At 68.9% G+C, this 13231-nt stretch carries 11 protein-coding genes and 2 pseudogenes; 4 read left to right on the top strand and 9 right to left on the bottom strand.

The window, feature by feature from the left end:
- Positions 1-394 precede the first annotated feature (394 nt).
- Positions 395-868: a hypothetical protein gene (locus tag ACFY10_RS22740; RefSeq protein WP_352379130.1), complete on the top strand. Its 474-nt coding sequence runs from the start codon at positions 395-397 to the stop codon at positions 866-868.
- A gap of 126 nt (positions 869-994) precedes the next feature.
- Here the strand turns inward: ACFY10_RS22740 and ACFY10_RS22745 are convergent.
- From ACFY10_RS22745 to ACFY10_RS22765, 5 genes and pseudogenes are all read right to left on the bottom strand, one after another.
- Positions 995-1836, bottom strand: a pseudogene (locus tag ACFY10_RS22745) (IS5 family transposase).
- 73 nt (positions 1837-1909) lie between these two features.
- The gene (locus tag ACFY10_RS22750; protein ID WP_390666984.1) at positions 1910-2389 is read right to left on the bottom strand and encodes a hypothetical protein; all 480 of its coding nucleotides are present in this window, start codon (positions 2387-2389) and stop codon (positions 1910-1912) included.
- Between the two features lie 123 nt (positions 2390-2512).
- Positions 2513-2812 (bottom strand): hypothetical protein, encoded by a 300-nt coding sequence (locus tag ACFY10_RS22755; protein ID WP_390666985.1) that lies wholly within the window; start codon positions 2810-2812, stop codon positions 2513-2515.
- Positions 2813-2939: 127 nt separating this feature from the next.
- Positions 2940-4180, bottom strand: a pseudogene (locus ACFY10_RS22760) (IS701 family transposase).
- Positions 4181-4341: 161 nt separating this feature from the next.
- Positions 4342-4872 carry a hypothetical protein gene (locus ACFY10_RS22765; RefSeq protein WP_390666986.1) on the bottom strand — a complete coding sequence of 177 codons (531 nt, stop codon included), beginning with the start codon at positions 4870-4872 and terminating at the stop codon, positions 4342-4344.
- Between the two features lie 150 nt (positions 4873-5022).
- Between ACFY10_RS22765 and ACFY10_RS22770 the strand changes: the two genes are divergently transcribed.
- Together ACFY10_RS22770 and ACFY10_RS22775 are read left to right on the top strand one after the other, a co-directional pair.
- Positions 5023-5565, top strand: a complete 543-nt coding sequence (locus ACFY10_RS22770) for an adenylate kinase (RefSeq protein WP_390666987.1) — start codon at positions 5023-5025, stop codon at positions 5563-5565.
- Between the two features lie 414 nt (positions 5566-5979).
- Positions 5980-7071, top strand: a complete 1092-nt coding sequence (locus ACFY10_RS22775; protein WP_390666988.1) for a DUF4241 domain-containing protein — start codon at positions 5980-5982, stop codon at positions 7069-7071.
- 386 nt (positions 7072-7457) lie between these two features.
- On the opposite strand, the gene ACFY10_RS22780 is transcribed toward ACFY10_RS22775, so the two are convergent.
- From ACFY10_RS22780 to ACFY10_RS22790, 3 genes are all read right to left on the bottom strand, one after another.
- On the bottom strand, positions 7458-7886 hold the full coding sequence (locus tag ACFY10_RS22780) for a hypothetical protein (RefSeq protein WP_390666989.1): 429 nt from the start codon (positions 7884-7886) through the stop codon (positions 7458-7460).
- Positions 7887-8073: 187 nt separating this feature from the next.
- A complete protein-coding gene (locus ACFY10_RS22785; protein ID WP_390666990.1) occupies positions 8074-10416 on the bottom strand; it encodes an ATP-binding cassette domain-containing protein in 2343 nt (780 codons plus the stop codon).
- A 182-nt stretch (positions 10417-10598) separates the two neighbouring features.
- Positions 10599-11195 (bottom strand): NADPH-dependent FMN reductase, encoded by a 597-nt coding sequence (locus ACFY10_RS22790; RefSeq protein WP_390666991.1) that lies wholly within the window; start codon positions 11193-11195, stop codon positions 10599-10601.
- 112 nt (positions 11196-11307) lie between these two features.
- On the opposite strand from ACFY10_RS22790, the gene ACFY10_RS22795 reads away from it, so the two are divergent.
- Complete coding sequence (locus ACFY10_RS22795; RefSeq protein WP_390666992.1) at positions 11308-12144, top strand: helix-turn-helix domain-containing protein; 837 nt, start codon at positions 11308-11310, stop codon at positions 12142-12144.
- A 29-nt stretch (positions 12145-12173) separates the two neighbouring features.
- Here the strand turns inward: ACFY10_RS22795 and ACFY10_RS22800 are convergent, their stop codons facing one another.
- Positions 12174-13175 (bottom strand): MsnO8 family LLM class oxidoreductase, encoded by a 1002-nt coding sequence (locus ACFY10_RS22800; RefSeq protein ID WP_390666993.1) that lies wholly within the window; start codon positions 13173-13175, stop codon positions 12174-12176.
- Positions 13176-13231 lie beyond the last annotated feature (56 nt).

The following is a 13231-nucleotide window of genomic DNA, read 5'->3' on the forward strand; positions in this document are numbered from 1 at the left end:
GAAACAGGAAAGACAGGGGTTCCGAAGAGATCTCTTCATATTTGCCTGGAGAGTCGTCTGCACCATTATTGTATCCGCGATCTTCTTTGCCCTTTGCTAAGCCTCTCGTATGCACTAAGTGGGCCCTTAATGTCCGTTTAAGTCCTGCCTGACCCCGTGAACGCACACGTGCCCCCTGAGCAGGGCAGTATCACCAGGTAAGAGGCAGTGTCAGTGGCACTGCTACGCTCCCCATCGGCCTCCGCGCCACGGAAGGTCCTCCGTCCCGCCGGAAACCGCCTCCTCTCGGACCTTCAGGAGTCGTCAGCGGGTTTTCCCCATTTTTCAGGCATAGGCGGTGGTGTTCGGGGATCCTGTTGAGGTACCTCTGAAAACCACTGTCAGGAGACCCCCAGTGCGCCGCCCGACCCGGAAAGCCTTCGCCGCCCTCATCGCCGCAGCCGGCCTCGCCCTCCCCCTCCTCACCCCCACGCCCGCCTCGGCTGCCACCGCCACCAGCCGCTTCGCGAACTACCGCTACGGTGACTGCCTGCGCGAGACCTCCGAAACCGGCCTCAAGGGCGACCGCTGCACCACCGGACGCGGCAGCCTCCTGTGGCAGTGGAACGGCCGCCTCAACACCAGCACCACTCTTAAGAACAACTTCTGGGGCCGCTGCCTCGACAGCAATGACCGGGGCGACGTCTACCCCCTGCGCTGTAACGGCGGCTCATACCAGAAGTGGCGCACCGTCCAGCCCGCCGCCCGCAGCGCCATCATGCTCCAAAGCGTCGGCACGGGCCGCTGCCTCTACCAGCAGGACAACGGCTACTACCGCACTGCCCGCTGCGACCGAGGCGCCCAGAACCAGCGCTTCACCATCGGCTGAACGGATCTCCCGACCGTTTCAAGATGCCGCCGGGCGAGCAGCTCTTCTTTTACGCGAGGCCGGAAGGCGGTCCCTATATCATCAGCGCACTCGTCACTGGCGCCTAGGGCGAGTATTCGGTCGTGATCAAGGGGCGGTCTTGGTGAGGTCCTTGATCCAGAGCATCGCGCCGCGAAGGTGGAGGCCGGCGAGGTAGCTCGCGGGGGTCTTGTCGTAGCGAGTGGCGATGCCTCGCCAGGCCTTCAGTTTGTTGATCAGGAGCTCGATGGTGTTCCGCTCCCTGTAGAGGTCGGCGTCGTGGGTGACGGGCCGGCCGCCTGCGGAGCCTCTCTTCTTCCGGTTGGCGGCCTGGGGGCTGTCGGCGGCCTGTCCTGCGGTCAGAACGAGCACCAGCGGGCGGCACTTGCGCTCGCCGGCGATGTGGACCTTGCTGGTCTGACCGCCTCTGGAGCGCCCGAGCAGGGCGGCCTTCAGGCGGAGCTTGCGGCTACGTCGGACACGTCGCCACTTTTCCTGTTCGGGGTCGCGTGCGGTGTCCTGCCCGTCTTGTCTCTCCGGGGCGCCCCCCTTTGCCGGGCCTTCTCCGCCTCCTCGGCGGCCTTCTCCAGGTCGGCGAGCGTGTCTGGGTCGAGGTGCATCCCAGCGGCGTCGTGGTGGGCCCGGACGGTGGTGGAATCCACGCTGACCAGCGACAGGTCCACCTCACCCCGCTTCGCGGCCTCCGCGATCACACCCTCCAGCAGGGCCTCGAACACCCCGGCGTCCCTCCATTGCCGGAAGCGGTTGTGGACCGTCGACCAGGCACCGAACTCCCGCGGCATCTCCCGCCACTGGCTGCCCGTCCGAAACCGCCAGATCACGCTCTCGAACTGCTGCCGCAGACGCTCCGGGTACGGGCCGTAGTCGCCGATCGGGAGGTACGGCTCGATGAACTCCTGTTCGGTGTCTGTCAGTTGTACTCGCATCACGCACCACGATCTACCGAATCAAGCCATGACCGTGAGGGCGAAACCCACAAACTGATCGCACCCGATACGCGCCCTATCCGTATGGGTTGAGTGCCCAGAAGCGGACGGTGTCGGTGCGACGGTCGAACCACAGGTTGGTGGAGTGGCCGCTGCCGTCGCGGTCGAGTTTGTGCGACCGGATCCATTGCGGGTTCTCCGGCCCCTCACCCTTGAGCGGCTTCTCGAACCACGAGGAGAAGTCATCGGCCGGCCCCTCGGAGACGAAGGTGTGGGCCGCCGTCAGCTCGGCAAGCTTCCCCGGTGTCAGCCGGGCGAAGCCCGAGATCACCAGCTCCGGCGACGGTGTGCCCCGGTCGTTGTCCCGGCTGCTCACCCACTTGGCGTCGGTGAGCGGGCCCAGCAGCGGGAACGCCCGCTCCAGCGGTGCGGTGTCGGTGTGCCAGTCACGCTTTGTGCCGTTCGCCACCTGACGCAGGGCCCACCAGGCGGGTAGGACCGCCAGCCCCGCCCCGATCCCGAACAGCTTCCGTCGCTCCAACGTGATCCCCCTCATGCCTGACTTCGGGGCACCTTATCCGGCTCGCGCACCTCACCCGGACCACCTAATGATCACAACCAAATACACGCTCTAGTACTCCAGCTGTAGATCGTGACCGTCATGTCTGGGATGGCTCTCTCACGAGCCGTCCCACAGCCCCAGCCGTCGCAGACGACGCTGTCGATGCCTCTCGTACAGCGCCGTGAGCCCGAAGATCCCACCGAGCAGAAAGCCGCCGGTCGGCGCGATGAGGTAGTCCGACGGCTGCACGTCTGGGAGCAACAGGAAGTAGGTAGCCCACACTGCTCCCGTCAGTAGTGGCAGGACGACCGGATGCCGGGCCGCGAACTTCTGTGTGCGTGTTGGCGGGCGTTCACCGCCAAGGAGGCGGTCCACGGCCCAAAAGGCCCGCACCAGTCTTTGCCTGGTCTCTGACATGGCCGAGAGAGTAGCGCGCCGATCAGTTCTCGACCGGCGCGATGCCAGTTCGGCGCGACGCTCGTAGCTTGTCCCCTGTCCCGCCCAGCCCGCAGTACCCGTTCGGGGGTCCAATATTGTTGTGATCTCATGTCTGGGATGCGGCTTGTCGCCGGTAGTGGCTGGCCCGTGATCGCTGCTGGTGGCGGCGTCGCCAGTCGGACCAGCCGAGCCGGTGGGCGAGGTCGGTCACCGGACGCGCAGTGACGGCGAGGAACAGGTGCTGGATCTCGTTGCAGGTCAGCGGTATCAGGTCGTGCGGTCCTGGCCGGTCGGCGTGCTCCTCGGCGCGGACAACGGCGAGGAAGGCATGGGCGAGCATGGCGAGGGTGACCCAGCGGCTCCAGGACGGGTAGCGGCGGACCTGGTGTTCATCGAGCCCGGCCAGGCTCTTCTCGGTCTGGAAGGTCTCCTCCACCCGCCACCTGGAGCCGGCCGTCTGGACCAGGGTGCGCAGCGGGACCGGCACCGTGGAGTGGCAGCGGTAGTAGGCGAGTTCGCCAGTGGTGCGGTTGCGTCGGATTAGCAGCTGACAGTGTCCCGGCGCCGGGTCGGCGAGGTCGATGACGGCCCAGTCGTAGTAGCGGTGGCCCTTTGCGCCGGCTCCGGCCGACAGCTTCTGCCAGGCACGCCTGGGCAGCTTCGCGGCCAGCGCGTCGGCGCGGAACTTCCCTGCCCTTGTGGTGACTTCGGCCGAGCAGGCCACCGCAAGCACGTAGCCCAGGCCGCGTTTTTCCAGGGCCGCCCGCAGTTTCGGGTTGCCGCCGTAGACCTCGTCGCCGGTCACCCAGCCGATGCGGTGTCCGGCGTCCAGGAACCGTTCGATCATCATGCGGGCCAGCTCCGGCTTGGTGGCGAAGACGGTGTCCTCGCCGAGCCCGGCCGCCCGGCAGCGATCGGGGTCGCAGGTCCACGAGCGGGGGACGTACAACTCCCGGTCCACCGCCGCGTGCCCGCGCATCCCCGCATAGACGCGATAGACGGCGACCTGGGAGTTCTCGATCCGGCCGGCGGTTCCGGTGTACTGGCGCTGGACCCCGACGGTGTGGGTGCCACCTTCTTCACGTCACCGGTCTCGTCCACGACCAGCACCGCCGCCTCGTCGTGGAGATGTTCGACGACGTACTCGCGCACGTCGTCCCGGACGGCATCGGCATCCCAAGAGGCCCGGCACAGCAGGTGCTGCATGCCGTGCGGGGTCGTTTCCCCGGCCCACTCCGCGATCGTCCAGCAGTTGTTGCGCGGCAGGTCCGGCATCAAGCCCATCACCAACTGCCTGGCCCGCAGCCGGGGTTCGACCCGGGCGAACCGGCCCGCGATACGGCCCATGACCACCTCGAACGCCTCCCGCCAACGGCCGGGATCTATGCTGTGACCTGCGGCCACCGACTCCTCGTTCGTCTTCACAAACGACGATGATCATCGGTGGCCGTACCCGTGCCCGGACCCGCCCCCACCAGCAAGATCGCGATCTACAGCTGGAGTACTAGTCAGCGCCCGATCTGCTCTATGCCCGGCTGGGGAGGGCGTTCCATGTGAAGGCCTCCTTGGACGATGCTCACGGCGACCGAAGAGCCCTCGGAGTGAGTCTCGATGTTGCCGTGGACCTCGATTCCGGCGGCTTCGCTTGTCACCCCGCTGTCATCCCGCATTGCGAGCAAGACGCGCAGCAGGCCGATCACCACCTCACGGTCTGCGTCGCTGACGGAATCCAGCAGAACTTCGAACTGGCAGGTGAGGGAGGCGGCCAGCAGGGCCCCGGCCCGTGCGACGTCTGTCGGCCGGCCGTGGTCGGTCAGCGTCAGCGCCGATTCGTCCAAACGGCTCAGGGCGGCTTCGGTCCGTTCCCTGATCCCACGCCCGAAGACCTCCGCCACGCGTTCCCGCATCGATGTCCATGCATCCGTGCCGAGTGCCTGTGCCGCCGCCGTTCCGGCCGCCGAAGCCGGAGCAGCCAGGGTTTCCGCAACCATGTCACCACCTTTGGCGCGAGGGGCGGACGAGATGTCCACCTTCACCATGCGGCTCCGCTCGTCGGGTGGCCAAGACACAGGTCTGCGCGGCGATTTGGGATCGGATGGGGCGAATCCGCGCTCAGGAAAGTGCTCCGCGCGCTCCTACTGCGCGACCATCGAGTCTCCGGCCTCGGCAGGCTCAAGTAGGGTGCGCGCGTGGAGCGGATCTTGGTGGTGGGTGTCACGGGTGCGGGCAAGTCGACGCTCGCGCGGGCCGTGAGCGAGCGTCTGGGCGTGCCGTACCACGAGATGGACGCCCTGTACTTCAACGGCCCCGACTGGGCTGTCAATGACCGATTCACCGAGGCGGTGTCGAGCGTTGCGGCGGAACCCCGCTGGGTCATCGACTCCATCGGCTACCCGGAGGTCCGTGACCTGCTCTGGGAGCAGGCCGACACCTTGCTCTGGCTGGACTACGGCAAGCGCGTGGTGATGCCCCGCGTTCTGCGTCGCTCCCTGCGGCGCTCGGTCACCCGTGAGCCCGTTTTCGGCGGCAACAAGGAGACGTGGGCGGGCTGGCTCAGCAAGGAACACCCGGTGTGGTGGTCCTGGTCGCAACACGCGGGACGCCGCCACGAGATCGCACGGCGCACGAGCGATCCGCGCTTCGCGCCCCTCCACACCGTACGGTTCTCGCACCCCGACGAGACCGCGGCCTGGTTCTCAGGGCAACCGACGGGATTCGTTGACCAGCCGTAACGTGGCTTCCGCCGGGTTGGATTCCCGCGCAGAAGTGTCCACGTTTCCGCCCCTGAGCGTCGGCGCTGACGCGAACGCACGCATCACCGATGGGGCCTGCCGAACCGACTGTGTCTCGTCACCTGGGGCGGTCCATTTCGTCGGTAACCCCAGGTTGCTGGCCTCCCACAATCCTATGTGTCACACCTCAGTGGCAGACTGGCGGCACAACGAAGCTCCGGAAGGGCAGGGTGATGCGGCAGGGTCACCTGTCGAGCGCCACTGCTCGGGGGCGGCTGGTGCGGGGGGAGATACGCGGCTGTGATCTTCGACAGTCTTGATGTGTCGTACGGCGAAATGTGGGGTTCCCAGCGGGGAATGACCCATCCGGACCCGATGTCGCGCGCGGTCGCGGCACGCAGACATGCTGCCGGGATGGAGTACGCGGTTCTGCTGTCCGCGCGGGAGCGACCGCTGGCACTGGTCGAATACTGGCCGCGCCGGATGTGGCGTGTGTATCTGTTCGACGACAGGTCCTGGCGTATGCAGATGATCGACCTCAAGCCGCACAGCACGGGCATGTTGTTGGCTCACCGGAACACCCGATGGCAGTTTTCCAACGAGCAGGAGCACTCGTCCTGGAAGTGGGATGTTCAGGAGACCACGACCGTCTCGGCCGACGGGCAGGTCGAGGTGAGGTCCGAGTTCGCCGGGCCGAGGGGAGCGTCGACGGAGCCACTGCACGCTCGAACATCCGGCCCGTCGAGCGTCCCCGTGCGGCGATTCCCGGCGCCCGTCGAGAGCTTCCTCTGCCCCGTACCGGAATTCGGCGACTGGCAGGTGTTCGCGCCGTTCCTCGCCCAGCAGGGCCACGAGCCCGCCACGACCGTAGTCCTGAGCGACGTGTCGGTCGACGAAGGATCGGGACCGCTGCGCGCCACCGGAATCGAGCAACTGTTCAGTCCGGGCGCGTGCGACACTCCGGATGGGCCGGCCGTCGTCGAGCCCGTTGACGCCGGCCTGCTGCGGATCACGTCAGGGCAGCTGGCGGTCTCGGACCCCGGCTGGATCGGAGAGACCCCGCGGACCGTCGCTGTGCCACCGGGCGAGTTCCCGGTCACGCTGTCGCTTTTGCGCACGACACGCGGGGCCGGTGTCGCTGCGGCCAGGGTGACGTTCCTGGACATCCCGCCCCGCGAGTGGGAAATGGCCCTCCGGCCCGACGAGGGCCTGGGGCTGCTCGGCGAGGGCCAGTTCTACGGGGTTGGCGTGGATACCGGCACAGCGGCTTTCATGGATGCGACTCGGACGGTGATCGAAGACCAGCTGGACGAGGACCTGTTCATACCCCTCGACAGCCATTTCACCGTCGAACTGCCCAGCACGGAGCACGAGCCGAACCTCATCGCCTTCCGCGCCGGCCGGGGCGACGGGGCCTACCCCGTCTGGATCGGCCGCACCGATGACGGACAGGTTGGTTGCGTCGTCGTCGACTTCCAGCTCCATTCCGCCGACGGGGGAGAGTAAGGAGCCGCCGACCACCGGCGCGAGGCCGCACTGCCCGAGACTGGGACCGCGGCGAACCTCCAGAGTGAAGCTCGCCAGCGGTACTACGCGTCGATGCACATGGGCGATAGGGCCACCGACGCAATGCGCTGGCATGGTGGGCCAGCAAGTCCAACAGGGCATGTATCCCGCGCAGATACGCAGAAGTTCTCGCACACGGGAGCCGCCTTCGGTGGGATCGGCGTCAGCCCAATCGCCCGGCCGACGACGGACTGCGTTTCGTCACCCACACAGCCCCATTTCGTCGGTACGCCTCTCATCCCTGTGATGCCAAAGCACGCGAAGTCCATCGCCAAGCTCCGTCCGATTCCGAGGGAGGAACGGCGGCGGGTTCCCGTGCCGCACGCTCACCAGAGCCCGGTGGGCTCCCTTCCAGCGGCCCGGAGAAGGATGTTCCGCGTGGAACCCATCCCGTACTTGTCGATGTCACTGGAGAGTTCGGCCACGTCCAGCAGGAGTGGCCGGATGTCGATACCGGCGTCCCGTGCCTGCCCGCACAGACCGTTGAGGTCGACCATCATGTCCCGTGTGTCGTGGCCTTGATCCTCGACCGACATCTCCAGCAGTCGCTGCCGGAATCCTTGGGGCGTGGGCTCGAAGGGCAGTGAGGTCGCCCATGCGAACGAGTGACACCGCTCCAGGAGCGCGCGCAGGGCGGTCCGGACGTCCTCGTCGCCCTCTTCGTACAGGGAAAGCACGTCATGCAGTGCCGCCTCGGCCTCTGTCCGGATGCCCGCCTCGTCCAGTGGACGCGGGGCCTCCTGTATCTTTCGCATCCAGTCAGGGTCGTTGAGATCCAGCGGTCTCGTCGCGATGGGCTCGATGCACGCATCGATCACTGCGACCCATTCCTCGAGCTCCGCCAGTTCCCCCATGGCGCCCCTTCGCACCGTCCAATATCGGTGGCATTCCGTCCCCTCGCGGGCTGCATTTCGCCGGTTCCCGCCCCGCCCTTGTAGACACTCACGCCTTCCGCGGCGGCAGCACCCGGCCCAGATACGCCGCCGTAGCGCTCCCCTCCACCTGCGCCACCTCCGTCGGCGTCCCCGCTGCCACGATCCGTCCGCCCGCGTCCCCGCCGCCCGGGCCCAGGTCGATCACCCAGTCCGCGCCGGCGACGACCGACATGTCGTGCTCGACGACGATCACGGTGTGGCCGGCGTCGACGAGGCCGTGCAGCTGCCGCATCAGGACCTCGACGTCGGCCGGGTGGAGACCGGTGGTCGGCTCGTCGAGGAGATAGAGGGTGTGGCCGCGGCGGCCGCGCTGCAACTCGCTGGCCAGCTTGATGCGCTGGGCCTCGCCGCCGGACAGTTCGGTGGCGGGCTGGCCCAGGCGCAGATAGCCGAGCCCCACGTCCAGCAGTGTGGTGAGGCTGCGGGCCACCGCCGGGGTGTCCGCGAAGAACTCCGCCGCGCTCTCCACCGTCAGGTCCAGCACCTGCGCGATGTTCCGGCCCCGGTACGTCACCTGGAGCGTCTCGGGGTTGTAGCGGTCCCCGCCGCAGTCCGGGCACGGCGCGTACGTGCTGGGCAGGAACAGCAGCTCGACGCTGACGAACCCCTCGCCCTGGCAGGTCTCGCAGCGCCCGCCGGCCACGTTGAAGGAGAAGCGTCCGACGCCGAAGTCCCGGGCGCGCGCCTCGTCGGTGGCGGCGAACACCTTGCGTACGACGTCGAAGAGGCCCGTGTAGGTGGCGAGGTTGGAGCGCGGGGTGCGGCCGATGGGCTTCTGGTCGACCGAGACCAGGCGTTGCACGCCCGTCAGGTCCTCGGTGATCTCCCCGATGAGGGTGGACTTGCCGGAGCCGGACACGCCGGTGACCGCGGTGAACACGCCGAGCGGGAACTCGGCCGTCACCTCGCGCAGATTGTGACGGGTGACCGGCCCGACCTTCAACTGGCCGCGGGCGGTGCGCACTTGGCGTAGCTCGGCGGGGGAGCGGTCGAAGAGGAAGCGGGCCGTCGCGGACTGCGGGACCGAGGCCAGTTCCGCCACCGGGCCGCTGTGCAGCACCTCTCCGCCGTGCTCGCCGGCGTGCGGGCCCACGTCCACCAGCCAGTCTGCGCCGCGCACCACGTCGAGGTGGTGCTCCACCACGAACACCGAGTTGCCCGCCGACTTCAGCCGCTCCAGGACGGTGAGCAGGGCCTCCGTGTCCGCCGGGTGCAGTCCGGCGGACGGCTCGTCGAGGACGTAGACGACACCGAACAGTCCGGAGCGCAACTGCGTTGCCAGGCGCAGCCGTTGCAGTTCGCCCGCCGAGAGGGTGGGGGTCGAGCGGTCCAGGCTGAGGTAGCCGAGGCCGAGTTCGAGGATCGGCGCGATACGGGAGTCGAGGTCTTCGGTGAGGAGGCGGGCGGTCTCGTCGCCCGCCACCAGATGGCCCGCCAGGTCGGTCAGCGGCAGCGCGGCCAGCTCGGCGATCGTGCGGCCCGCGAAGGTCACCGCCAGCGCCTCCGGGCGCAGCCTGCTGCCGCCGCACGCCGGGCAGGGGGCGCTGGTCAGGAAGCGTTCGGCCTTGGCCCGGAGCGTGGGGCTCTTGGAGTCGGAGAACGTCTTCATGACGTAGCGGCGGGCGCTCATGTATGTGCCCTGGTAGGGGCGTTGGATGCGGTCGGCGTCGCGTACCGGGCGCACGGTGACGACCGGCTGCTCGTCGGTGAACAGGATCCATTCTCGCTGTGCGGCGGGCAGTTCGCGCCAGGGCCGGTCGACGTCGTGGCCGAGCGCGTCGAGGATGTCGCGGAGGTTCTTGCCCTGCCAGGCGCCCGGCCAGGCGGCGATCGCGCCCTCGCGGATCGACTGCGACGGGTCGGGGACGAGCAACTCCTCGGTCGTACGGTGGACTTGGCCCAGTCCGTGGCACTCCGGGCAGGCGCCGGCGGCCGTGTTGGGGGAGAAGGCGTCGGAGTCGAGGCGTTCGGCGCCGGGCGGGTAGTCGCCGGCGCGGGAGAACAGCATCCGCAGGGAGTTCGAGAGGGTGGTGACCGTGCCGACGGACGAGCGGGACGTGGGGGCAGAGCGGCGCTGCTGGAGGGAGACCGCGGGCGGCAGTCCGGTGATCTCGCCGACCTTCGGGGCGCCGACCTGATGGATGAGGCGGCGCGCGTACGGGGCGACCGACTCGAAGTAGCGGCGCTGGGCCTCGGCGTAGATGGTGCCGAAGGCGAGCGAGGACTTCCCGGACCCGGACACCCCTGTGAACACGGTCAACACGTCCCGCGGGATGTCGACGTCCACGCCCTTGAGGTTGTGCTCGCGGGCGCCGCGGACGCGGACATAGGGGTCGTGTGGGTCGTGCATGAACGGGAACTCCGTACGGGTCTACGGCTGCGGCGGGGGACAAACGCCGCGATTCTAAGCTGTCGGCGTCGCCGGCGTGGCCCTGACGCCGTCGGCGATCCTCGGCCGGCAGCCACACGCCCCGCCCGGCAGACCGTGCGCGACTGCGCCGACAGCCTGATCGAGCGGGGCGTCGTCCCGGTTCACGCAGGATAGGGAGCGGCCTCGCGCGCGGATCGGAGTGCACCGGCCCACCAGGCCAACTGCTCCAGCAGGGTCTTGGCGTACCCGGAGGCCTCGGGGTCGAGGGGATGACCGTCCTGCCACGAGGTGAAGTAGTTCGGGAAGGCGAGACCGTCGCGAATCGTCACCGCGTGCAGCTCGGTCAGGACGTTCTCCAGATGCAGCACGGCGTGCCGGCCGCCTGCCGCGCCGCCGTAGCTGACGAAGGCGACGGGCTTGGCCGTCCACTGGGTGAAGTGCCAGTCGATGGCCGCCTTCAACGACGCGGGATAACTGTGGTTGTACTCCGGCGTGACCACGACGAACGCGTCGGCGCCCTCCAGGGCCGACGTCAGTGCCGCCATCCCGGCCGGACGGGGGTAGGCGTCACCGGCGAACTTCGGCGACGCGGCAGGCAGCGTCAACGGGATGTCGATCTCGGCCAGATCGACGACTTCTACGTCGAAACCGCCGTGAGCGCCTGCCTGTTCGGCCACCCACGAGGCCACGGCCGGGCCGAACCGTCCGTCCCGGACACTTCCGACGATGATCACCAGCTTGTGCTCGTTCTTTTCCATGACCACCACGATCACGCCGCACCATGGCGCCAACCAGACCGTGCTCAGGCTGGCCCCCGCAGGGCCACGCTGAGCCCTCCGCGATCGGCGGGCAGCGTCTTATGCTCCCGCTATGGGCACGCCGTTGGGGGACTTCATCCGGGCCAAGCGCGACAGCATCCAGCCCGAATCGCTGGGGCTGCCGAAGCACGGCCGCCGCCGCTCACCGGGGCTGCGGCGGCTGGATCTCGCCGCGCGGGCCGGCATCAGCGTCGAATACCTCACCCGCATGGAACAGGGCCGTGACCGCAACCCGTCGGTGGCGGTGGTGAACGCCCTCGCCGACGCGCTCAGCCTCGACCCCGCGGAGCGCAACCACCTGCGCTACCTCGCGAAGATCACCGGCGGCGAGTGCTCCGTTCACACCCAGCCCGCACCACCGCGCCGCGAGGTCCGGCCGTCGGTCCTGCAGACACTCCGCCTCCTCGAGCCGGGCATCGCCATGGTCACCAACCGGCTGGGCGACGTCCTCGCCCACACCATCACCTACGAGTCGGTGGTGAGCGGCACCGGACTGCTCGACGCGGACGCCCCGAACCTCACCCGCTACGTCTTCACCGACCCCCGCGCCCGGACGTTCTTCGCCGACTGGGACGACATCGCCGACCAGCAGGCCTTCGACCTGTGGCTCGGACCCACCGCCGGGAGCTCCGAGTGGTTCACCGCCGAACTCGCCCCCGTCGCCGGCCCCGACTTCACACGCCGCCTGCACCGTCACGTGGTTCCGCAGCGTGGCGCCCTCCGACTCAACCACCCGTCCGGGTGCGAACTTCGGCTGGTCCGCGAGATGCTCGAACTCCCGTCGGACGCCCAGCAGTTGGTGGTCTTCCTGCCCGCGGACGAACAGACGGCCCAGGCCGTCGACCAACTCCGCAGCCGGCCGCGCGGCCGGCTCCGGGCCATCTCGTAACCCGGGCACCGCCCGCTTCCGGATGGTGATCACCACCGGGAGGTGATACGGGCGAGCCGCCGGTACGAGTCCAGGAGCGCCTCCCGGTCGTACGTACTGGTGGTGACCAGCACCTCCTGCGCGCCCGTCTCCTTCAGCACCGTCTCCAGCTCGTGCCCGACCTGCTCCTCGGTGCCCGCGAGGTGGCCGGCGAGCCCGGACTCGTAGAATCCGCGCTCCTTCGCGGTCATCGCCAGGGCCGAGACGCGCTCGGCGGGCGGCAGCGGCGGGAAGGTGCCGTGTGTGCGGGAGTACGCCATCGACCAGGCCTCCGGGACCAGCAGGCGCCGCGCCTGGTCGGGCGTGCCGGCCACCGCGATGGTGCCGGAGATGACGACGTACGGTTCGCTCGCCCACGGGGAGGGCCGGAAGTGAGCGCGGTAGTGGTCGATGCCGCGCTGCATCTTCTCGCGGCCGCGGAGGTCGCCGATGACCATCGGCAGGCCCGCGAGGGCAGCGACCGCGGCGCCCTCGCCCATGGCCAGCACGAACGGCGGCACGGTCAGGCCCTCCGCGGGGCGCGCATGCACACCCGTCGCGGACGTCCCGCGGAACCAGCCGAGCAGCTCCTCCAGCTGCGCCCCGAAGTCCTCGGCGTCGCCCTTGTCCCGCCCCAGCGCCTTGCGCACCCCGCCCGTGAAGCCGACCGACCGCCCCAGCCCCATGTCGATCCGCCCGGGGAAGAGGGACTCCAGCACCCCGAACTGCTCGGCCACGACCAGGGGTTGATGGTTGGGCAGCATCACACCGCCCGTGCCGACCCGGATCGTGCTCGTCGCAGCCGCGACGGCGGCGGCCAGCACCGTCGGCGCGGAACCGGCCACGCCCGGCACCCCGTGATGCTCGGACACCCAGAAGCGGTGATAGCCGAGCCCCTCCAGCTCCTGTGCCAGCCGCACGGTGTCGCGCAGCGCCTCCGCGTGGGGGTGGCCCTCGCGGGTGCGGGAGCGGTCGAGGACGGAGAAGCGGGTGGCGGCGATCAGGGAACTCACACGCAGTTCAACGCGTGACGGGCCACGGCATTCCCACCCCCCGGAGCCCTACCGGT

The organism is Streptomyces sp. NPDC001401 (assembly GCF_042895385.1).
In the GTDB taxonomy this organism is placed as follows: Bacteria; Actinomycetota; Actinomycetes; order Streptomycetales; family Streptomycetaceae; genus Streptomyces.

Excerpts from the sequence above, each read along its gene's own strand:
- ACFY10_RS22750 (WP_390666984.1), bottom strand. The coding sequence starts at position 2,389 with ATGAGGGGGATCACGTTGGAGCGACGGAAGCTGTTCGGGATCGGGGCG.
- ACFY10_RS22755 (WP_390666985.1), bottom strand. The coding sequence starts at position 2,812 with ATGTCAGAGACCAGGCAAAGACTGGTGCGGGCCTTTTGGGCCGTGGAC.
- ACFY10_RS22765 (WP_390666986.1), bottom strand. The coding sequence starts at position 4,872 with ATGGTGAAGGTGGACATCTCGTCCGCCCCTCGCGCCAAAGGTGGTGAC.
- ACFY10_RS22775 (WP_390666988.1), top strand. The coding sequence starts at position 5,980 with ATGGAGTACGCGGTTCTGCTGTCCGCGCGGGAGCGACCGCTGGCACTG.
- ACFY10_RS22780 (WP_390666989.1), bottom strand. The coding sequence starts at position 7,886 with ATGCGAAAGATACAGGAGGCCCCGCGTCCACTGGACGAGGCGGGCATC.
- ACFY10_RS22785 (WP_390666990.1), bottom strand. The coding sequence starts at position 10,416 with ATGCACGACCCACACGACCCCTATGTCCGCGTCCGCGGCGCCCGCGAG.
- ACFY10_RS22790 (WP_390666991.1), bottom strand. The coding sequence starts at position 11,195 with ATGGAAAAGAACGAGCACAAGCTGGTGATCATCGTCGGAAGTGTCCGG.
- ACFY10_RS22795 (WP_390666992.1), top strand. The coding sequence starts at position 11,308 with ATGGGCACGCCGTTGGGGGACTTCATCCGGGCCAAGCGCGACAGCATC.